Raw genomic sequence first — 22,016 nt, forward strand, 5'->3', positions numbered from 1 at the left:
CAGTGTGACGTTTGACACCCCGAAAAGCGTCCTACTTTGCGCTAGATCGCAAAGTAGGACGTCGAAAACATCCAAAAGACCGCTCAATTCAGAGTGAAGTTGCCCTCAAGCCCTGACTGGGCATCGGGTGCTATCCACACCTGGTAATTGCCCGGTTCGATGACCTGCTCCATATCGGTGTTATGGAACGCCAGCTGACTGGCCTTGAGAGAGAAGGTCACCCGGCGGGACTCACCCGGGGAGAGGGATACGCGCTCAAATCCTTTCAGTTCCCGCACCGGCCGCGACACACTGCCCACCAGGTCCCGCACGTACAACTGGGCGGTTTCGGTGGCACTAGCCCGGCCGGTATTGGTGATGGTGGCCGATACCGTGAGCTGGCCGTTGGCACCCAGCGCAGTATCGGACAGGGTCAGGTCGCTGTACTCGAACTCGCTGTAGGTCAGACCGTAACCGAACGGGAACAGCGGTTTGTGCCCGTAATCCAGCAGGTTGGACGAGTTACCCGGCTGGTGCTGGAACACCTCGCGGCCGATTTTTTCGATACGGGTGTAGTTGTCTTCGGTGGCGGGACGACCCGTGGCCAGGTGGTTGTAGTAGATGGGAATCTGACCCGCACCCACCGGCCAAGTCAGTGGCAGCCGCCCGGAGGGTGATGTCTCGCCGTAGAGGACGTCTGCCAGTGCCGGCCCGGCCATGGTGCCCGGGTGCCAGGCCATCATCACCGCATCGGCCTGTTGCAGGGTTTCGTCCAGTTGAAGAGGGCGGCCTGCCAGCAAGACCATTGCCAGCGGCTTGCCGGTTTTCGCCAGTTCCGCCACCAGCTCGGGCTGGGCACCGGGCAGGCGAATATCGCCGCGGCTGTGGCCCTCGCCGGAGAGGATTGCTTCCTCACCACCCACGTACAGGATCACGTCGGCTTTTTTCGCCGCTTTTACCGCCGCCTTGAAGCCGCGGGTACTGGTGTCGCGGCTGTAGTCGAGACCACTGGCGTAAAGGATTTCCCCCTCATCGCCCACCATTTCACGCAGGGCGGGCAGCAAGGTATGTGAGTATTTCTTGTCGCCGTTGTAGATCCAGGTTCCGAGCTGGTCGTGGGCGGCATCGGCCAGCGGGCCGATCACGGCGACGGTCTGGCCTTTCTTGAGCGGCAACAGTTGCTTGTCATTCTTGAGCAATACGAAGGTTTCTTTGGCGGCTTCCCTGGCCGCACTCAGGAATTCGTCGTTGCGGATGATCTGCTCGCGCTCTGCTTTGGACCTGGCGCGGGGGTAGGGGTGGTTCCAAAGGTCCAGGCGTAGTTTCACCCGCAGAATATTGGCCACAGCCGTATCCAGCTGGGCTTCACTGAACTTGCCTTCATCCATCAGTTGCGGGAGGAACTGCTCGTAGGTGTCGGTATGCATTTCCATATCGATCCCGGCATTGGCCGCCAGGGTGGCCGCGTGCTTGGCATCGCGGGCGAAGCCGTGAGGAATCATTTCCATCACCGCATTCCAGTCGCTTACTACAAAGCCGTCAAACCCCCACTCGTCACGCAATACCTGTTTGAACAGGAAAGGACTGCCGGTGCCCGGTACATCGTTGAGGGTGCTGTAGGTGCTCATGATGCTCTGCATACCCGCATCGATACCTGCTTTGAACGGCGGCAGGTAGATATCCCGCAACAGGCGCTCGGGGATGTAGGCACTGTTGTAATCGCGCCCGCCCTCGGCGGCGCCGTAACCGGCAAAGTGCTTGCCACATGCGGCGAGGCTCGTTGGGTCGGCCAGGTTGACGCTCTGGAAGCCTTCCACCATCGCCACGCCGAGGATGGAGGTGAGATAGGGGTCTTCACCCAGAGTTTCGGCAATGCGGCCCCAGCGCGGGTCTCGGCTGATGTCGATCATCGGCGCGAATGTCCAGCGGATACCGTCTGCACTGGCTTCCAGGGCGGCGATACGAGCGCCGTTTTTGATCAACTCCGGGTTCCAGCTGGCGGCCTGGCCTAGTGGGATCGGGAAGATGGTTTCATAGCCGTGGATCACGTCCTGACCGAACAGAAGTGGCACCCCAAGCGGACTCTCTTCCACGGCGATACGTTGCAATTCCTCAAATGCGTTTTTGTCTACGGAGCTGAAATTGACGTTAAGAAATCCGCCCACGCGGCCTTCGCGTACGGCCTGCTTGATGGCCTTCATATCCGAGGCCTGGAAAGTACCCCAATCGCGCAGGGCCAGCTGGCCAATTTTTTCCTGGACGGACATCTGTGCAAGGAGGTTTTGGATACGGGACTCAACGGAGTCTTGTTGCCGCTGGGACTTGGCTGTTGCCACAGGTTCGTTGGCGGCCTGAAGCGGCAGTGCGGCGGCGAGCGATAGTAGCCCGGCCATTACGCCAATAGTTATCGGATGTTTTTTCATGATAATCACTCTCGGGTACTGCTGGCATCGGTTCGCTTGTGCGCCGTTTGTGTTCAGGTGGGGCGCAGGGAAAAAAGGCCCCCACCGATAGCAGTGGGGGCGAGGGAGACAAGCGAAGATGACGATCGCTTTTAGAAGTTAGCGTTTTTAAAAGTTGTAACTGCCGCGGATGCCGTAAAAGCGCGGCATGGAAACCGGGCCCTTGATCAGGCCGTCACCACCGCCTGCCCAGTATGTCTCTTTCTGGTCAGTGAGGTTGTAGACAAAGGCTTCCACATTCCACTTGTTGTCTGGTGCTTCCAGCTTCAGGGTGCTGTTCACACTGTGGAATGCCGGGCGCACATCGCTGAAGGCATCCGGGGTTTCCGTGGCAAAGGCGTCGTAGTGTTTATCCACATTCTGGAAAGTGTGGTAAGACTTGTCGCGCCAGAAGTAACTGAGGTGCGGGACGATCGCGAAACCGTTGTTGAAACGGAAGGTATGGGTGTAGTTCAGCTTGGCGCTGAGTTTTGGTGATGCGGCCAGCTCGTTGCCTTTCAGGTTGACCTTCATGGCATCGTTGTCTGGATTGGTGGCGGCACCGTGATCCACTTCGAACAGGTCGGTGGCGGCGAAATCCCAGTGGTAGATAAAGTCACTGGTGATTTCGGTATCCAGCCAGGTCACGTAGCCGTCGAAGCGGCCGTTTTCGATTGGTGCCCAGTCAAACTCGATTTCCAGGCCCTTGATCGCGGCGCTGCCGATGTTGGCGGTCTGGAATACGGTCTGCGTCTCGGTGGTGATCTCGCCGGTGAGTTCTCCGGTCTGCTCGTCTCGCTCTTCCACGTAGTAGGGGAATATGCCCTTGGCGGAAGCTGCCTGCATATCCTCGTAGTCGCTGTAAAAGAGCGTTGCCATCAGATTCAGGCTGCCATCGAGGTAGGAGCCCTTGGTACCCAGCTCGTAAGTGGTCACCACTTCCGGGTCGTAGGTGTTCTGGTGGCGTTGCTTGACGATGCGATCGCCATTGGCATCCAGGTCGTATTCGGCGGTGAGTGGATCCTGTTCGTACTGTACAAAGACATCGCCGATACCACCGGATTTGAAGCCATTGGCCACATAGCCGAATACCATCAGATCATCGTTGACGATGTAATCCAGTCCCAAGCGGTAATTGGTAAAGTCCCAGCTGCCCTTGGTCTGGTTATCGCTGATGATGGTGTAGATGCCGGGATCATCGAAGTAATCCGTGGGCAGCTGATTGAACGCATCGCGATTCCACGCCGGGAAACAGGCCTCGCCGGTTTGCGGATTGATGGTGTCACCGTTACAGGCCATGTTGTGGCCGCCGACATCCTGCTTGGTGTCTTCGGTGTAGCGCACACCGAGGGTCAGGTTGAGCCGGTCCGTGACCGCGTAGGTGCCCTGGGTGAAGAAGGCCTGGGATTTGAGGGTACGTGCGGGCTGGTTCCAGTAGTCCGCATTCTGGCCGCTGTTGATCCAGCCACCCTGCATGTTGTTGTCTTCTTCAAAATAGAAAGCGCCGGCGATCCACTGCAGGGGGCCTGAGCCGGTGGACTGCAGTTGAATTTCATGGGATTGGGATTCAAAGGTCGCATCGCGGAAGAAGATGGACATATCCCAGCCGGTGATACCGCGGTCCTGGTCGGAGTGCTGGGAGCGCACCTGCTTGGCCCAGCCTGCGTTGTATACCAGCGCAATCTCGTCGGACAGATCCCAGCTCAGATTCGAGCGCACGGACTCGATATTGAGATCGAGGAAGCCGGGCACACTGACGTTGACGGTGAAGTCGTCGGCACCGGGGCCGTAGACACTTTCACAGCCGAGCTGTCCGGGTACCGGCACGTCTGAAATATTGCCGTCGGCATCCAGGTAGTTGCCGTCTCCGTCCTTGCGGATGCGTTTGGCGGCCATGTCACAGTTGAGGGTGTCGGCACCGCCGGCACTGTCATCCTGGAACTGCTCGTAGGCCAGCATCCACGACAGGGCTTCGGTGGGCTCCCACAGGGCGCTGACCCGGAAGGCGTACTGATCCGAGTTGTTGTAGAAGTCCGAGGGGTCGGCTTTGACCAGCTCCTGGACTTCACCGTCGCCCCAGCGCTCGCGCTGGCGCAGGCTGCGGTCTTCATCGGCGCCGGTGTACACCGGGGCGTTCTGGATTTCTTCCGGCAGGTAGCGCACATCCCACTGGTTGGGATCGTAGTAGCCGTCCAGGTAGGAATCGCGGGTTTCCTGCATAAAGGAGCCGCGCAGGGCGAAGGTGTCGCTCACCGGGATATTGATCATGCCGCGGGTCTGCTGGTGGTTCCAGCGACCGGCCTCGATGCCGAGGGACGCGTCGAACGCCTCGAAGTCCGGGCGTTTGGAAATGATGTTCACATTGCCCACGGTGGAGTTACGCCCGAACAGGGTACCCTGCGGTCCGCGCATGGCCTCTACCCGCTCAACATCAAACATCAGTGCCATGGCGCCCTGCGGGCGGGGAGAGTAGATGCCGTCCAGGTGCAGGCCTACGGAGGGGTCGCCCAGTTCGGTGATGTTGGTGGATCGCACACCGCGCATTGCAACTACCGGCGCGGTCTGGGAGGAGTCCATGGAGATTTCCATGTTCGGCACCATTTGCGCCATGTCCTTGATGTTGGTCAGGCCCTCGCGGTCCAGTTTCTCCTGGCTGAATGCGGTAATGGAAATCGGGGTTTCCATCAGGTTGGTTTCGCGCTTGGTGGCAGTGACGGTCACTTCTTCCAGGGCGCTGGTCGCCAGAGTTTCCTGGGGCTCGTCGGGCACTTCCTGGGCCAGTGCCCAGCCGGAATTCACCAGCGCAATGGAGAGCGCCAGAGGCTTGTGCAGTCTCTTCATCGGTATTCCTCTCATGTTTATTGTTTTCGGTCGCCAGTGTGGCGACGGAGGAAATTTGCCAAATGGCGGTCCGGCAGGCGTCCGGGTGCGGTTATTCGAACGCAAAAATCAGGATTTTTTTGGCGTTCGACTATCCTACGCCCAGGCGAACCTCCGGTAAATTAATAAAAATCAAAGACTTAACGGTTTTTGCGGCGGAAGTTCCAATCTGGAAAGCGGGCGAAAAAATAGGCCGCGGGAGAGTATCTCGCGGCCCAAAGGAAGAGAGAATTGATTAAAGTGGTTAGTTTTCAAACAGCCACAACTGGTTGTCACCGCCGTGGTAAGTCCACTGCTGAATATTGCCGCCGGCGTTAGTGGAGCCGTCCTGCACGTCGAGGGACTTGCCACTCAAGGCGGAAAGGATGCGAAAGCGGTTGCCGGAGACCGGTTCGACAATCCAGTGCTGGTTATCGCCGCCACCGTACTCCCACTGCTGGATATTGGCGCCGTTGCTGGAGGAGACATCCTGCACATCCAGGGCCAGGCCGCTGTAGCTGTTTTCAATGCGATAGTTACCGTCATTGAGAATGATCACCTGCCACGACTGACTGCCACCCTGAATTACATTGCCGCCGTTGTTGGTTGCATTGTTGGCGACGCCCAGTAGCAGGCCACTCGCCAGATTCCGGATCTGGTATTCACCATTCGCAATGTTGCCGGCTGGCGGCTCCTCGGGATTGCCGGGCTCGCCGCCATCAGCTTCCAGCGCAAACCAGTTCAGATTAAACCCGGGACCGGCCACTTCCAGGCGCAGGGTTTGGGTGCCAGCGGTCAGATTGATATTGGCGGTGACCGACTGCCAATTCTGCCAGCCGCCGGTGTTTGGCAGGCTGGTACTGGCCAGTTGCGCACCACCGCTGACCAGTTGCAGTTGTCCGGTACTAGCGGTGCTGGCGATGCGGTAGGTCAAGGTGTAGTTGCCGGTTTCCGGGACATCGACGCGGTACTCCAGCCAGTCGCCGCTATCGGTCCAGCCCACATTCTGGCCACCACCGTTATCACTGGTGTCTTCCAGTTGAATACCGGACATGGCGCAGAAGCTTTCCGCCTCGATTTGACCGGTAGTTTGCGGGGCTACGTTGTCGCAATCGGCAGGTGGAGGCGTAGCGCTACCGCCGGTTGTAATGGCGTCGTAGAAACCCTGGTGCCAGCTCACATTGCTCGCTCCGTTGCCAATATTGTTCTTGGCAAAGTCGATCATGCCGGCGTAAGCATTGGCCGGTGGGGTCCCACCGTGATTGATGTAGTTCACTACCTGGCTGTAGATACTGTTGGGAGCAATGGTCCACAGTGTGCGGTCGTGGCTCATTTTCTTGAACGACCAGGGGAACTGGCCGGCAATATTGTTGAGCGACCAGTCGGTAAGTTGGCGAATGATATCGTTGTTGTCCTCACCATACTCCCCCAGGATCAGCGGTACGCCCATGGCATTGGTGCGGTCCGCACGGGGATACAGGTCGGCGATCCACCCGGCATTGCCGAATACATAGTGGTGGGTCTGGTACACCAGGTTGTAGTCCCAGCGGGCGCTGATGCCGGTGTTGGTCTGGGTATCGGCATCGGTCCAGTCGATCTTCTGCATGTCCGATGCCCACCAGCTGCCCTCGGCAATGATCGCGTGGTTGTTGTCCACCTGGCGAATGGCATCGCGCATGGCTATCAGCGACGGCAGCAGCTCGTACTCGCGCCCAGCCTGGGGCACCGGCTCGTTGATCAGGTCATACCCCCAGATCACTGGCTCGTTTTTGTAGCGGTCGGCGATATGCCGCCATACCTGGCTGGCGATCTGTACGTTGTTGCCGTCCCAGAACTTGACCGAATCCCGTGGTTGGCCGGCGTTGGAGTCCATATTGTCGCTGTGATCACCAGGATTCTGGTAACCGGGGGCGGCGTGCATATCCAGCAGGACATAGAGGCCATGGGTGCGACAATAGTCGATCAAACGATCGAAATACTGGAAGCCGTGATCCGACAATTGCCCGTTTTCCCAGAACAGGTTGTAGTGGAAGGGTACCCGCACGGTATTGAAGCCGAGACTTTTCAGGTCCGCGATCTCCCTTTCGGTCACGTAGTTCAGGCGCCACTGGTGTTCGAACTCCTTTGCTTGGGCCATACTGCCAAAGGTGTCGGCGAGGCTGTTGAGGAACTGGGTATGGGTGCGGTAGTTGAAGTCACCCATCATCAGGTAGCCTTCCCACAGCAGCCAGTTACCCAGATTGATGCCGTTCAGGTGGATGGGATTGCCATTGCCGTCCACAATTTGGGTCCCATCGGTGTGTATGTACTGGGCGTGGGCCTTTTCCATCGCGGTCAGTGGGGACAATAGGACGAGCAGCGTCAATAGACTGCCCAGCCTGTTTGCAGAGTTAAATCTCATCATGCTTTCCTTTATTATGCGTTTGATGTTGAGAGTCTCGGGCGAGTGAATCGCCCACTGAACCCTAAGAGGTAGGGGAGAGCTGCGTCGTTCTAACGGCGTCAAATATTGGGTGTGTAATCAGTCGAACCCGTTCGGCTGCCGCGGAATAGTCGAACGCGCCGGTTTTACAAACAAAATCTCAAAAAATCATAAGAATGAACCAGGTACTGTTTAACTTTCACGATGTCGTGCTGCTGATGACGGCCATGCAATGCCTGTTTTTTGCGGTACTCCTGCTGGCCACCAATACCGGCAAGCAGGCGAGCACATACTTCCTTGCGGCATTCCTGTTTGCGCACGCATTTATCCCTTTGCACGAGCTGGTGTTGTGGGGTGCGGAGTTCAAATTTGCGGTGCGCGAGTTGTTACCCCAGGTCTATTTCCTCGGCGGCTTCGCCTATTACCTGGACGGCATGCTGCTGTTCTTCTGTGTCAAATCCCTGATTTATCGCGACTTCTCCCTGCGTCCGCGGGATGCGGTGCACCTGCTGCCGTTTGTATTGGCACTGGTGTACATGAGTGCGGTGTTCTTCCGTCTGCCGCTGGAGCAGCGCCTGGAGCTGATCAGCAGCGAATCACTGGTGTACGGCTGGCACTACGTGCTGGTGGAGTTTTTGTGCAAAGGCTTGCGCGTTGCGTACTGCCTCTGGTCTCTTCTGCTGATCGTGAAGTACACCCAGCGATTGAAGTCGACCCACTCCAATGTGGAAAAGGTCGATGTCACCTGGATCCGGACACTGGTGTTTGGTTTTATGCTGGTGATGTTGATGGAGGTGGTACTGAGCATCGCGAAGATGTTCAGCCTGTATCAGCACTACGACCTGGGGGTGTTTGAGAAAATCGGCCTTACCGGCTACTACACCGTGTTTGTCTTGGTTAACCTGCTGGTGTTTACCGGCGTGCGTTATTTCGCGAGTTTTGAATCGGTGCGCGAGCCGGATAAAACGCGCAAGACGCCCGGTGAGCAGGTGTGCAATCCTGCGCTGGCGGAAGAAATTAATCGCAAGATGCTCTCGAAAAAACTCTATCTGCAGCCCGATGTGACTATCGATCTGCTGGCGGAAAATCTTGAAGTCCCCACACGGGACTTGTCGATGATTATCAACCGTCACTTTGAGGTGAACTTCTACGAGTTCATCAATCGCTACCGGATTCAGGAGGCCATGCGTCTGTTGCGCAGCGCGGATGGGGACGGGAAAACCATTACCGATATATATCTGGAAGTAGGCTTCAATAGTAAATCGGTATTCAACACCTTCTTTAAAAAGGCCGCCGGTATGACGCCGTCCCAGTACCGTCGGGCCGACGCCATCCCAGAAACCGCATAAGCGTGTTTCTACCTGTCATTTCACTCCGGGTTTATTGGCTGAGCAGCGCTTCGGCGACTCCGTCAAATGCAGCCTTTTCCTGGTAGGGGCCATTGGCGGGGCCGGTGAACAACAGCGGCCAGTCGTCCACGCCTTGGCGGCTATCGAAATCCAGCAGCCAGCTGTCTCCATCCCAGAGGCCCCACACGGTAATACCGCCGCGCAGTTGGGGGGGCACCACATCCATATAGGTTTCGACGATGGATTTGTAGCGGGCTTTCTGCATCGCGGCGACTTCCGGGGTGTAGCTGGTGTGCTGGGGGAAGGGCGTAGAGGCATAGGGATTGTTCACCGGTACATCCAGTTCGGTGATTTTCACCTTCAGCCCGCGATCCACGATGGCCTGGAAGGCAGTGCGTATCTGGGAGGTGGAAGGCCAGTCAATCTGTACGTGCATCTGGAATCCCACACCGTCTATGGGCGCGCCATCCGCGAGCAGTCCGTCCACGAGCTGCAGCAGGCAATTCAGCTTATTGCCGTTGCCGCCCTCGGTGTCGTAGTCGTTGTAATACAGCTCGGCACCAGGGTCCGCGGCATCGGCGGCGAAAAAGGCTTCCGAGAGGTAGTCGCTACCGACCCGTTGATAAAACAGGGAGTTGCGATAACAGCTGGACTGGTTCTCGTCGATCGCCTCATTGACCACATCCCAGCTTTCCACGCGACCGGCGAAGTGTTCGGCGATGGTGGAGACGTGGGTGTTCAGCATGGCCTGAAAGTCGCCGCTGTAATTTTTCATCCAATTGGGTACCTGGTAGTCCGAGTGCCAGATAAAGGTGTGCCCGTGAATCCCGATGCCATTGCTCTCTGCCCAATCCACCATCTGATCTGCGTTGGCGAAGTCGTAGGTGTTTTCCTGTGGGTGCAGGTAGCTCATCTTCATGATGTTGCCGGCGGTAAGCTGGCTGAAATGCTGGACAATCGAAACCTGCTTTTCCGGAAGGCTGAGGAAGCTGCGGTTTTCATTGCCGGCGGAAACCGCTACGCCAATCGGGAAGGGGGCCAGGCTGTACAGGTTTTCCGCAGAGGCTCCCGACGAGCTGCCACTTGAAGAGCTGCCAGAAGAGGAACTGCTCGAACTTGATGTGCCCCCGGATGAACTGCTCGACGAAGAGCTGCTGGAGGACGAGCTGCTGCTGGAACCGCCGGAAGACGAGCCGCCCCCGTCGCACAGGCTGCCGGTGAGCTGGGGGATCTCGACAGTGCCGCCGGCTGTGCCCTGAAATCCGAATTCTGCGGTCTGCCCGGGTTGCAGGGTGCCGTTCCAGGCCGCATTGCTGGCGACGTACGGATTGTTGCCACTCAGCTCAGAGCTCCAGTGATGAACGATGCGGTTGTCGCCACCGTACTGCCATTGCACCTGCCAGTTGGTGACTGTTTGTGCGGTATCGTTGCTAACCCGCACACTGGCGACAAAGCCGGAGTCCCAGGCGTTACTGATACTGTATTCACAGCTGGCGACGGCATTTCCGGCACTGGTGCCAAGCAGTGTCAGTGCGAGAGCCCCGCTCAACCGGCGGAGCAGCGGTCTGGGCCGCTGAAGCATTTTGGGAATATTGAAGTTTTTCATCGCTATTCTGTTCTCTTATTTCTCCAATGGGTGAAACCTTGTGCTCCCCAAATCCGGCGGGCACATGGTTGGGACGTATTGCATTAATCGGCTGATACACGCGCTGTCTTATTTTGTGCGCCAGGTCTACCTTATAGTCGCATGGACTATCTTATTCGCGAAGGATGCGTGCTCCGGACCCTGAGCGTGTCCCCATCGGGGCGGGTATACTCCCCGCAAATGACCGCCGGACCCGATAAGTGACAGCCGTTAGCGAAACTCTCACCAACCTGCTCAGCGATGCCCTGGCGCGCCACCCGGCGTCGGGACGCTTGTGGGTGGGATACTCTGGCGGCCTGGATTCCACCGTCCTTCTACATTTACTGGTCAGCGCGGAAGTACCTTTCACCGCAGTCCATGTGAATCATGGCCTTAGTCCACAGTCCGATAAATGGCAGGCCCATTGCGAAGCCGTGGCGAGGGAGTTGGGGGTGCCTTTTATAGGGCGCAAGGTGCAGGTCTGTCGCGAGGATGGTGGCCTGGAACGAGGGGCACGCAACGCACGCTACCGTGTGTTCGAGTCGGTAATGGCCCCGGGGGATCAGATACTGTTGGCCCATCACGGGGACGACCAGGCGGAAACACTTTTGCTGCGACTGATGCGCGGCGCCGGTACCCGGGGGCTTGCGGCAATGGATGAGTGTCGGGCACTGGGGCCGCACTGCAGCGTATTGCGTCCTTTATTAAGTGCGTCGCGAGCCGAGCTTGAGGCGTATGCCGGTGCTCATGAACTCACGTGGATTGAAGACGAAAGTAATACCGACCCGGCGTTCGACCGGAATTACTTGCGCAGTCAGGTACTTCCGGCGCTGGCAGCGCGCTGGCCAGTCGTTGATCGAGTTTCCCGCGCGGTGGACAACCTGCGGGAATCCGCGAGCCTGCTGCAGGAGGTCGCGATGGATGACCTGCAAAGCTGCGCGCGCCGCGAGGCCAGATTTGGAGAAAGTATCGACCTTCCGGGCTTCGTGGCGTTGTCAGTTCCCAGGCAGAAAAACCTGCTGCGGACATGGATCCGGCGGGTGGGGGGAGGCATGCCCGAGTCCGCGCAGCTGCACCAGGCCCTGGAGCAGGTACATGCGGAGGTCGATGCCCAGCCCGCCGTGACACTGGGGGAGCGGGTGCTGCGGCGCTATCGTGATCGCCTCTATCTCACACCACAATTACAGCCTCTGACTGACTCGGCAGCTGGGGAGGGCTTGTGGCGATGGGATGGTATGCGCACTCTGGAATTGACCGATGGCTGGATCCTGCAGCCCGGCCCCGGGTGGCCGGCGGGCGAATACATCGTCCGCTACCGGCGCGGTGGCGAACGGGCGCGGCCTTCGAGCCGCGGCCACTCCCAGATACTGAAGAAGCTGCTTCAGGAGTATGCCTTGGAGCCCTGGCTGCGCGGTCTGGTTCCGCTGATTTATGCCGGCGACGAGTTGGTGGCGGTAGGGGACCTGTTCGTCACTGCCGGAGGTCCAACTCAACCCCCAATTTGGCGGTTTTTAGATTGAGCAGAATCCCGCTTTCTGGTAGTCTGGCGTCCCATCTCAAAGGCCCCGGGTTGCGCAAGAACGCGCCCCCAGAGCCAGTCCCGCACGCCCGAACTCGTCGGGCATTCAACTGACCAAGGTTTTGCATGACGCGCTATATTTTTGTCACTGGCGGCGTGGTTTCCTCATTGGGGAAAGGTATCGCTTCCGCCTCTCTGGCTGCAATTCTTGAAGCCCGTGGCCTCAAGGTTACGATTCTCAAGCTGGATCCGTACATCAATGTGGACCCGGGCACCATGAGCCCCTTCCAGCACGGCGAGGTCTATGTGACCGAAGATGGCGCCGAGACGGATCTGGACCTGGGCCACTACGAGCGCTTTATCCGCACGCGCATGTCAAAGCGCAACAATTTCACCACCGGCCGGGTATACGAAACCGTGCTGCGCAAAGAGCGCCGCGGGGATTACCTGGGCGGCACCGTGCAGGTGATTCCGCACATCACCGACGAGATCAAGCGCCGCGTGATTGAAGGTGGTCGCGATGTAGACGTTGCCATCGTCGAAATCGGCGGCACAGTGGGGGATATCGAATCCCAACCGTTCCTGGAATCTGTGCGCCAGCTACGTGTGGAAATGGGTACCAACCGTGCGCTGCTGATTCACCTGAGCTATGTGCCTTATCTCGGCACCGCCGGTGAAACCAAAACCAAGCCGACACAGCACTCCGTAAAAGAGCTGCGCTCCATTGGCCTGCAGCCGGATATCCTGCTGTGCCGTTCCGAGCGCGCCATCGACGACGACTCCCGTCGCAAGATTGCCCTGTTTACCAACGTTGAAGAGCGCGCAGTTGTGCCGCTGCCGGACGCCAAGACCATTTACGGCGTGCCGCGCATGCTGCACGAATACGGCCTTGATGAGATCGTGGTGGAAAAACTGCAGCTCGAATGCGAGGCCCCGGACCTGTCCGAGTGGGACGCGGTGGTTGACGGCAAGCTGAACCCGCAGCACGAGATCAAGATCGCCATGGTCGGCAAGTACATGGAGCTGCTGGACGCTTACAAGTCCCTGATCGAATCCCTGGTGCACGCAGGCATCAAAAACCGCACCAAGATCACCATTGATTACATCAATGCGGAAGACGTGGAAGGGGAAAATGGCCTCGACCTGATCAAGGGTGCAGACGCCATTCTGGTGCCCGGTGGTTTCGGTGAGCGTGGCTTGGAAGGCAAGCTTGAATCCGTACGCTATGCCCGCGAGAACAATATCCCGTTCCTCGGCATCTGCCTCGGGCTGCAATCTGTGGTCATCGAGTACGCGCGCAATGTACTGGGCCTCGAAAATGCCAACAGTACCGAATTTGATACCAAGACGCCGCACCCGGTAATTGGTCTGATCACCGAGTGGATCGACAGTGAAGGTAAGGTCGAGAAGCGCGATGAAAAGTCCGACCTGGGCGGAACCATGCGCCTCGGCGGTCAGGAGTGTCGCCTGGCGAAAGATTCTAAAGCCCGCGATATCTATGGCAAAGACGTCATCGTTGAGCGCCATCGCCACCGCTATGAAGTCAACAACAACTATGTTGACCGCCTGCAGAAAGCCGGCCTCAAAATCGGTGGCTGGTCTGCGGATGACACCCTGGTAGAAATGGTTGAACTGCCCGAGCATCCCTGGTTCGTCGCCTGCCAGTTCCACCCGGAGTTCACTTCGACACCGCGCGACGGCCACCCGCTGTTCGAAAGCTTTGTGGCGGCGGCACTGAAGCACAAGCAGGCTTAAAAAGAAGAAGGTGGGAGAGCGCAACACGCTCTCCCGTCGCTTGCTGTCCTGTCAAAGAATTAAAGCGATGACCAGAAGCGTTCTGGCTCAGGAAGAGAAAACATGAAAACCGTTGAAGTCGGTAACCTTCAGGTTGCCAATGATCGCCCGTTCACCCTGTTCGGCGGCATGAATGTTCTGGAATCCCGCGATATGGCCATGCGGGTTGCCGAGCATTACGTCAATGTGACCGACAAGCTCGGTATCCCCTACGTTTTCAAGGCTTCTTTCGACAAGGCCAACCGTTCTTCCATTCATTCCTATCGTGGTCCCGGGCTGGAAGAAGGTCTCAAGATCTTTGAAGAAGTCAAAAAGACCTTTAACGTACCGCTGATCACCGACGTGCACGAGCCTTATCAGGCGGCGCCGGTGGCTGAAGTTGTGGATGTTATTCAGCTGCCCGCATTCCTCGCCCGTCAGACCGATCTTGTCGCTGCCATGGCGGCAACCGGAGCAGTGATCAACGTTAAGAAGCCTCAGTTTATGAGCCCGCCGCAGGTCAAGAATGTGGTGGAGAAGTTTGCCGAGGGCGGCAATGAAAAAATTATTCTGTGCGAGCGCGGCGCCTGCTTTGGTTATGACAACCTGGTAGTGGACATGCTCGGCTTCCGCACCATGATCGACGCTTCCGGTGGTGCTCCGCTGATTTTTGATGTCACCCATTCGCTGCAAATGCGCGATCCCGGTGGCGCTGCTTCCGGCGGTCGTCGCAGCCAGGTTACCGAGCTCGGCCGCGCAGGCCTCGCGATCGGTATTGCGGGCCTGTTCCTCGAGGCGCACCCTGATCCCGAGAAAGCCCTGTGTGATGGTCCCAGCGCGTTGCCGCTGGAAAAGCTGGAGCCGTTCCTCGCGCAAATGAAAGCGGTGGACGATCTGGTGAAAGGGTTCGATCCGCTCGACACCAAATAAACGAAGAACCAAATAACTAAAACGAGTGGCCCCGAAAAAGTGGCCACCATTATCCAAACCTCACAGAAGTGATTTATTAGGTCTAACTTTTTTCGAAACAAGGAGCCCGTTAAAAAAATGAGCAAGATTGTTGCTGTTAAAGCTTTTGAAGTACTGGATTCGCGCGGTAACCCTACCGTTAACGCCGATGTGATTCTCGAATGCGGCGCGGTAGGTTCAGCCTGTGCACCATCTGGCGCTTCCACCGGCTCTCGCGAAGCTCTCGAGCTGCGCGACGGCGACAAAAGCCGTTACCTGGGCAAGGGCGTCCTGAAAGCTGTTGAAAACATCAATGGCGACATCGCCAAGCTGCTGGTGGGCATGGACGCAACTGACCAGCGCGCCCTGGACAAAGCGATGATCGATGCTGACGGCACCGAGAACAAATCCAAGCTGGGCGCCAACGCCATTCTGGCGGTTTCCCTGGCCGCTGCCAAAGCGGCAGCCATCTCCAAGGGCATCCCCCTGTATCAGCACATCGCAGAAGTAAACGGCACCGCCGGTGAGTACACCCTGCCGGTACCGATGATGAACATTCTCAACGGTGGTGAGCACGCTGACAACAACGTCGATATCCAGGAGTTCATGGTTCAGCCGGTGAAAGCAAAGACCTTCGCCGAAGCGCTGCGCCAGGGTGCTGAAATTTTCCACGCCCTGAAGAAAGTCCTGTCCGCTCAAGGCCTGAACACTGCCGTGGGCGACGAAGGTGGCTTCGCACCGAACCTGCCTTCCAACGAAGGCGCGCTGAAAGTTATCGCTGAAGCTGTTGAAGCTGCCGGTTACAAACTGGGCGACGACATCACCCTGGCCCTCGACTGCGCCTCTTCCGAGTTCTACAAAGACGGCAAGTACAACCTGTCTGGCGAAGGCAAGGAATTCGATAGCGAAGGCTTCGCTTCTTACCTGGCCGAACTGTCTGAAAACTACCCGATCATTTCTATCGAAGACGGTATGGACGAGAGCGATTGGGACGGCTGGAAGATCCTTACCGACAAGATCGGTGACAAAGTACAGCTGGTAGGTGACGACCTGTTCGTGACCAACACCAAGATCCTGAAAGAAGGTATCGAAAAGGGCGTGGGTAACTCCATCCTGATCAAGTTCAACCAGATCGGCTCCCTGTCCGAAACCCTGGACGCGATCAAGATGGCCAAGGACGCTGGTTACACCGCCGTCATTTCCCACCGCTCCGGTGAGACCGAAGACACCACCATCGCCGATCTGGCGGTTGCCACTGCGGCTGGCCAAATCAAGACCGGCTCCCTGTGCCGCTCCGACCGTGTAGCCAAGTACAACCGCTTGCTGCGCATCGAAGCCGAGCTGGAAGGCAAGGCGCCTTACCGCGGCATTGCCGAGTTCAAGTAATTCGGAAAGCCCGGTAAACTGGCTGATAGTTCGTTTCGCGATATCTGCGAGGCGAAGGCTTCGGTACCGGGCGCTATTTGCGAGACCTTCGAAAACAGGGATGTTTTCGAAGAGCCCCCAGGGATGGGTTCACGGCGTGTCTCGTAAATAGCGCCCGGTAGCGGAGCCGCCACGGAACTCGATCCGTGCGAACCGTATAAGCCAGAGAGAACAAACGAAATGAAATGGCTGCTGGCAATTCTCACCGTCCTGTTGCTGATGACCCAATACCGGTTGTGGGTGGGTGACGGCAGTTTTGCAGAAGTGACCCGTCTGGAACGGCAGCTCAATGTCCAGCAGCAGAAAAATGCTGCGCTCGAGCGGGAAAACCGTCAGTTACTGCGCGAAGTGCGCAGCCTCAAAGAGGGCACCGACGGCGTAGAAGCCAAAGCCCGCTATGACCTCGGCCTGATTAAAGAAGGCGAAACCCTGTTTATTTTTCTCGACCAGGACAAAAACAAAGCGCCTGAGTCTCAGCGAGAAAAACAATGAACACTCCAGAGAATTCGCCTGAACCGACCCCGGTTGCAACCAGCTACTGGGCTATCGTTCCCGCGGCCGGTTCCGGCAAACGCATGGGCGCAGGCAAACCCAAACAATATTTGCCCCTCGCCGGCAAACCCCTGATCGCCCATACCCTAGAGAATATCCTCCAGTGGCCCGGTCTTACCGGCGTCGTCGTCGCCATTGCTGCTGACGATCGTGAATTTGAACACCTCGCCGCTGCGCAGGACTTCAGAGTACATACCGTCACCGGAGGCGCCGAACGGGCAGACTCCGTCCTCGCCGCCCTGAATTTTCTCAGCGAGCGTGCAGACCCCGAGACATTGGTCCTCGTCCACGATGCAGCGCGCCCCCTGGTGAGCCGCAAGGATATAGAAAGCCTGCTGGCCGCCGGCGCCACAGCCCTGCTTGCCCAGCCCGCCAGCGATACCATCAAGCAATCGCGGGATAAGAACGGTGAGCCTGCGGTAGAGCGAACCCTGTCCCGGGAGCGGATCTGGCTCGCGCAGACGCCGCAGAAAGCACCGCTCGCAGTATTGCACGAGGCCCTCAAGACAGGCCTCGCGCAGGCCCCGGAAACCATAACTGACGAAGCCAGTGCGCTGGAAATGGCCGGATACCACCCGCAACTGGTCCCCGCCTGCCGCAGCAACTTCAAGATTACCCATCCCGCCGACCTGATCCTGGCGGAAGCGCTGCTGCAACATCGTCAAACCCTCGAAAGAATTCAGTCAGGAACAGATACATGAGTTTCAGAATTGGCCAGGGCATCGACGTGCATGCCTTCGGCCCCGGGGACCACGTCGTCCTCGGTGGAGTCACCATTCCCTACGAACTGGGCCTTGTTGCCCACTCCGATGGTGATGTTCTGCTACACGCGCTCGCTGATGCACTACTGGGTGCGCTGGCACTCGGTGATATTGGCAAACATTTCCCCGATACCGATGAGGCCTACTCGGGGGCCGATAGCCGCATGCTGCTGCGCCATGTGATTGGGCTGATCACTGAAAGGGGGTATCGCCTGGTCAATGCCGACGCCACCCTCGTAGCCCAAGCACCTAAAATGGCTCCCCATATCGATGCCATGCGGGAAAATATTGCCTCGGACTGTGGTGTGGATGCTGAATGTATCAGCGTCAAAGCCACCACTAGCGAAAAGCTCGGATTTACCGGCCGCAAGGAAGGTATCGCTGCCCAGGCTGTAGTGTTGCTAGAAGCGAGGGGAAGTTGCGCCAGTGAGTGATCAACAGGATACCCCTTGGAATCTCGATTGGCCGAGAGCGCTGGGCGGCGCAGCCATCAGCGCCGATTTCCGCAGCGAGCCGGAAGACTTTGTTGTGGAGGAGCTGGCCGCACCGCAGCCTGGCGAGGGTGAGCATGTACTGCTACAGATTCGCAAGCGTGGTGCCAACACCGGTTTTGTCGCGCAGCAGCTCGCTCGACTGGCGGGCGTACAGAATAACGATGTGGGCTTCTATGGGCTCAAGGATCGCCACGCGGTAACCACCCAGTGGTTCAGTGTGTGGCTTGCGCAAAAGCCGGAGCCGGACTGGCGCCAGATAGAGAGTGATGAAATCACCCTGCTGACGTATTTTCGCGGTCCGCGCAAACTGCGTCGCGGTGAGCATCTCGGTAATCGCTTCAAGATTCGCCTGCGCAATGTCCGCGGCGACCAAGCCGCTGCGGCAGCGGTACTTGAGCGGGTACCCGCTGGCGTTCCCAATTATTTTGGTGAGCAGCGCTTTGGGCACAACGGCGGTAATCTGGATCTGGTAAACCGTTTCAGTGGTGAGCAGGAAGCCGGGAAGCGGCGGCGGATCCCGCGCAATCAGAAAGCTTTCGCCATGTCTGCGGGACGTAGCTGGCTGTTCAACCAGGTGCTTGCCGAGCGCGTGGCAGCGGATAACTGGCGGGATTTGATGGAAGGGGAGCCGGAATCGGCGGCCTCTGGCCCGTTGTGGGGGCGAGGGCGCAATCCCGCCTCCGGGGCTCAGCTGGATCTCGAACAGGCGGCAATGGCCCCCTGGAAACAATGGTGTGACTGGTTGGAGCATTGTGGTCTCAGTCAGGAGAGGCGTCCGCTGATGCTTCAGCCTCAGGGATTCCAGGCTGACTGGGAGGAAGAGGATCTCGTCCTCTCATTTGCGCTCCCGCCAGGAACTTTTGCCACCGCGGTGCTCAGGGAAGTAGCAGAACTGGTCAACCAGTCCACTGGCGCAATAAAATAAACGACAACAAAATGTGATCGGCGCCGCAAATGCGATGTCGGTCAGTCACCGGATCTTCGTTGGGGATTCAATCCGGTGCACCGCTTGCAGGGAGATATGGCGTCCTTATGGATCGATTGAGACACGAAGGCCTGGGCATGACGTCCCAGCGCACCCGCAATCGCCTGATTCAGCGACTGCGGGAAGAGGGGATAAGCAGTGAGGAAGTGCTGGATGTAATGGCATCTACGCCTCGCCATTTGTTTCTGGACGAGGCTCTGGCGATACGCGCCTATGAGGACACTGCACTGCCGATTGGTTATGGCCAGACCATTTCCCAACCCTATATTGTCGCCCGCATGACCGAACTGCTGGTCAGTCGCGCTCGCTCCCGTGCTCGGGTACTGGAAGTGGGCGCTGGCTCCGGTTACCAAACCGCGATCCTCGCACGTCTGGTGGACAAGCTCTATTCAGTGGAGAGGGTGGAGCCACTTCTGGTCAAAGCGCGCCAGCGAATGCGTGAGCTGGGTATTTTTAACGTAGAGATGCGCCTCAGTAGTGGAGGCTTTGGCTGGCCGGAGCAGGGCCCGTACGATGCCATCCTCTGTGCAGCCGCGCCCGCCAGCGTGCCGGATGAGTTGCGAGAGCAGTTGGCGCCGGGCGGCGTGCTGGTCATCCCGGTGGGCAGTGACTCCCAGTACCTGACCATTGTGAGTCGCAGTGAAGACGGTACCCGATTCGATGTGGAAAAAGCCGAACCTGTCCGTTTTGTGCCCCTGCTCAGTGGGGTAGTGCGCTGATGTCCAGCCTGTACCGCAATCGCTATATCGGCGTCGCCGTGCGCGGGCTTGCCATGGGCGCGGCAGATGTCGTACCCGGCGTATCTGGAGGCACCATTGCCTTTATCACCGGTATTTATCAGGAATTACTAGATTCCCTCAGCCGTATAGGGCCGCATACACTGACCATCCTGTTCAAGCAGGGGATTGCGGCCGCGTGGCGTTATATCAACGGTACCTTTCTTTTGGCACTGTTTTCTGGCGTCCTGATCAGTATTTTCAGCCTCGCCAAGGTGATCTCTTACCTGCTCGCCAGCTACCCGATTGTGGTGTGGGGGTTCTTTTTCGGCCTGATCCTGGCATCGGTAGTGCCCATTGCCCGCCGGGTCCCGAACTGGACCTGGCAATGCTGGCTGGCGCTGGTGCTCGGCGGTGCCCTGGCGATCCTGGTCAGCGAAATGCGGCCCACAGAAATCGTTGCCACTCCTTATACCCTGTTTTTCTCTGGCGCCCTGGCAATCTGCGCCATGATCCTGCCGGGGATCTCCGGGTCCTTTATATTGCTGATGATCGGTATTTACCCCCAGGTCATTTCCGCGGTACACCAGATGCAGGTGAGTGCGTTGGCCTGGTTTGGTGCCGGCGCCGTATGTGGCCTTCTGTTATTCAGTCGCCTGCTGTCGTGGCTGATGCACCGGTTTCCCTCAGTGACCCTGTCATTCCTTGTGGGAATTCTGCTGGGGAGCCTGAAAATTGTATGGCCCTGGAAGTTGGCGGCAAAAGGAGTCGATATCTCTGGTGAGAAACTCGCTCCGATGATGTCCAACGTTCTGCCTGCCGAGTTTGCTGCGGTAACTGGCCAGCCTTCTTTTATGCTGGGGGCGCTAAGCGCTGCTGTCGCAGCGGTGTTACTGGTACTGAGTATCGAGTGGTTGCACTGGCGCCATGTAGGTAATGTCGCACACCAACAATAAGCCGCGGCTTACACGACCTGCGCCCAAAACTCACCGGGTAAGTGACGGAGTCTGGCGGGGGTTTTAGGTGGATACCGGCACCGTATTGAGTGGTTGCCGGGCTCCGGTATTTTTTACCGCCGGCAAGGGGTAAAACGGCAGTTTTCTTTAGACACTTTTTCCATAAATGCACCCCTTTGATGTAAAAAGAGAATAATGAAACGGCGCATCTATCGACATAAAAACACCGCATTTTCCGGGATTCCGAAAAGCGTATTGCGCCAGCTCGGAACTCGCGTGTTTAAGATTTTAATCATATGCTTGCTGTCGGCTTTCGCGACAGCGTGTGCCAGTAACCTGGCCCCTACCTCTTCTTTAAGCCAGCCACCCAGTCAGAAACTACAGCACCATCTGGTCAGTAAAGGCGAGACCCTGTATTCGATTGCCTGGAGATACGGTAAAGATTTCAAAGACTTAGCCGCTATCAACGGTATAACTTCGCCCTACCGGATTTTCCCGGGGCAACGATTGAAACTTGCCGGTCGTGCCCCGGTTCAGGTGGCCAGAAAATCGGCACCACCCCGTCGGCAACCGCGTGCCGTTACACCTCCTTCACGTGTTGCTGTGGCGAAATCTTCACCAAAGAAAGTTCAGAAAACGTCAATTCCGGACCGTCACAGTTTTGACACAAATTGGCGCTGGCCGGTGAAGGGGAGGGTGATTTCCAGTTTCCAGGCCAACAACCCCCTGCGAAAGGGTGTTGATATCGCCGGGAAAAAGGGGGAATCTGTTCAGGCAGCAGCGGATGGCACAGTGATTTACGCCGGAAGCGCACTGAGAGGTTACGGCAAGCTTCTGATTCTCAAGCACAGCGAGGAGTTCCTCAGTGCTTACGCCCACAACGACAAGTTACTTGTCGGTGAGGGGGCGAAAGTCAAAGCAGGGCAACGGATAGCGGAACTGGGTTCGAGTGGTACCGACCGCGATATGCTCCACTTTGAAATTCGCAAGAATGGCCAGCCTGTAGACCCCATGGCGTACTTGCCTTAATCGGTGAAAGATCGGCCTGTCTTTACGCTGTTGTGCAATAAAAATGGACTTTTATTTATAACCACTTGAGGTAGTCACCGGGATCGGCAGTAACTGCCCTGCAGTGACACTACTCACCAACGAGGGTGAGGTGCCGGGAACGGAGGCTGTCGCCTAGACAGCGACCGATTCAGCGATCGCGAGC

The 22,016-nt window shown here is 57.7% G+C and carries 16 protein-coding genes; 12 read left to right on the forward strand and 4 right to left on the reverse strand.

Features of this window, described 5'->3' with window-relative positions; genetic code table 11:
• Positions 1 to 83: 83 nt before the first annotated feature.
• The 3 genes from bglX to HUW35_RS13260 form a co-directional block, all read right to left on the reverse strand.
• Positions 84 to 2,402 carry a beta-glucosidase BglX gene (bglX, locus tag HUW35_RS13250; protein ID WP_255463292.1) on the reverse strand — a complete coding sequence of 773 codons (2,319 nt, stop codon included), beginning with the start codon at positions 2,400 to 2,402 and terminating at the stop codon, positions 84 to 86.
• 147 nt (positions 2,403 to 2,549) lie between these two features.
• Positions 2,550 to 5,261, reverse strand: coding sequence for a TonB-dependent receptor (locus HUW35_RS13255; RefSeq protein ID WP_181252752.1), 2,712 nt, complete (start codon positions 5,259 to 5,261; stop codon positions 2,550 to 2,552).
• A gap of 283 nt (positions 5,262 to 5,544) precedes the next feature.
• A complete protein-coding gene (locus HUW35_RS13260) occupies positions 5,545 to 7,680 on the reverse strand; it encodes a carbohydrate-binding protein (protein ID WP_255463293.1) in 2,136 nt (711 codons plus the stop codon).
• 197 nt (positions 7,681 to 7,877) lie between these two features.
• Here HUW35_RS13260 and HUW35_RS13265 point away from each other — a divergent pair, with 197 nt between their 5' ends.
• Complete coding sequence (locus tag HUW35_RS13265) at positions 7,878 to 9,050, forward strand: helix-turn-helix domain-containing protein (protein WP_181252754.1); 1,173 nt, start codon at positions 7,878 to 7,880, stop codon at positions 9,048 to 9,050.
• Between the two features lie 31 nt (positions 9,051 to 9,081).
• Here HUW35_RS13265 and HUW35_RS13270 read toward each other — a convergent pair whose 3' ends face one another.
• Positions 9,082 to 10,656, reverse strand: a complete 1,575-nt coding sequence (locus HUW35_RS13270; protein ID WP_255463294.1) for an endo-1,4-beta-xylanase — start codon at positions 10,654 to 10,656, stop codon at positions 9,082 to 9,084.
• 239 nt (positions 10,657 to 10,895) lie between these two features.
• Between HUW35_RS13270 and tilS the strand changes: the two genes are divergently transcribed.
• The 11 genes from tilS to HUW35_RS13325 all read left to right on the forward strand — a co-directional run bounded on the left by tilS (position 10,896) and on the right by HUW35_RS13325 (position 21,832).
• A complete protein-coding gene (gene tilS, locus HUW35_RS13275) occupies positions 10,896 to 12,194 on the forward strand; it encodes a tRNA lysidine(34) synthetase TilS (protein ID WP_255463295.1) in 1,299 nt (432 codons plus the stop codon).
• 125 nt (positions 12,195 to 12,319) lie between these two features.
• A complete protein-coding gene (locus HUW35_RS13280) occupies positions 12,320 to 13,948 on the forward strand; it encodes a CTP synthase (RefSeq protein WP_181252755.1) in 1,629 nt (542 codons plus the stop codon).
• 102 nt (positions 13,949 to 14,050) lie between these two features.
• Complete coding sequence (gene kdsA / locus HUW35_RS13285) at positions 14,051 to 14,896, forward strand: 3-deoxy-8-phosphooctulonate synthase (RefSeq protein ID WP_181252756.1); 846 nt, start codon at positions 14,051 to 14,053, stop codon at positions 14,894 to 14,896.
• Positions 14,897 to 15,013: 117 nt separating this feature from the next.
• Positions 15,014 to 16,300 (forward strand): phosphopyruvate hydratase, encoded by a 1,287-nt coding sequence (gene eno / locus HUW35_RS13290; RefSeq protein WP_181252757.1) that lies wholly within the window; start codon positions 15,014 to 15,016, stop codon positions 16,298 to 16,300.
• Between the two features lie 219 nt (positions 16,301 to 16,519).
• Positions 16,520 to 16,831 (forward strand): septum formation initiator family protein, encoded by a 312-nt coding sequence (locus HUW35_RS13295; RefSeq protein ID WP_181252758.1) that lies wholly within the window; start codon positions 16,520 to 16,522, stop codon positions 16,829 to 16,831.
• Positions 16,828 to 17,592 (forward strand): 2-C-methyl-D-erythritol 4-phosphate cytidylyltransferase, encoded by a 765-nt coding sequence (ispD, locus tag HUW35_RS13300; protein WP_181252759.1) that lies wholly within the window; start codon positions 16,828 to 16,830, stop codon positions 17,590 to 17,592. Before HUW35_RS13295 ends, ispD begins: the two co-directional genes overlap by 4 nt.
• Positions 17,589 to 18,086: a 2-C-methyl-D-erythritol 2,4-cyclodiphosphate synthase gene (gene ispF / locus HUW35_RS13305; RefSeq protein WP_181252760.1), complete on the forward strand. Its 498-nt coding sequence runs from the start codon at positions 17,589 to 17,591 to the stop codon at positions 18,084 to 18,086. Before ispD ends, ispF begins: the two co-directional genes overlap by 4 nt.
• Positions 18,079 to 19,071 (forward strand): tRNA pseudouridine(13) synthase TruD, encoded by a 993-nt coding sequence (gene truD / locus HUW35_RS13310; protein WP_181252761.1) that lies wholly within the window; start codon positions 18,079 to 18,081, stop codon positions 19,069 to 19,071. The genes ispF and truD overlap by 8 nt, the downstream gene beginning before the upstream one ends.
• A 107-nt stretch (positions 19,072 to 19,178) precedes the next feature.
• Entirely contained in the window at positions 19,179 to 19,850 is a 672-nt protein-coding gene (locus HUW35_RS13315; protein WP_181252762.1) for a protein-L-isoaspartate(D-aspartate) O-methyltransferase, read from the forward strand.
• Complete coding sequence (locus tag HUW35_RS13320) at positions 19,850 to 20,803, forward strand: DUF368 domain-containing protein (protein WP_181252763.1); 954 nt, start codon at positions 19,850 to 19,852, stop codon at positions 20,801 to 20,803. The genes HUW35_RS13315 and HUW35_RS13320 overlap by 1 nt, the downstream gene beginning before the upstream one ends.
• Positions 20,804 to 21,079: 276 nt before the next feature.
• The gene (locus tag HUW35_RS13325; protein ID WP_181255711.1) at positions 21,080 to 21,832 is read left to right on the forward strand and encodes a peptidoglycan DD-metalloendopeptidase family protein; all 753 of its coding nucleotides are present in this window, start codon (positions 21,080 to 21,082) and stop codon (positions 21,830 to 21,832) included.
• The last annotated feature ends 184 nt before the right edge of the window (positions 21,833 to 22,016 follow it).

The organism is Microbulbifer sp. YPW1 (genome assembly GCF_013367775.1).
Classification (GTDB): Bacteria; Pseudomonadota; Gammaproteobacteria; order Pseudomonadales; family Cellvibrionaceae; genus Microbulbifer.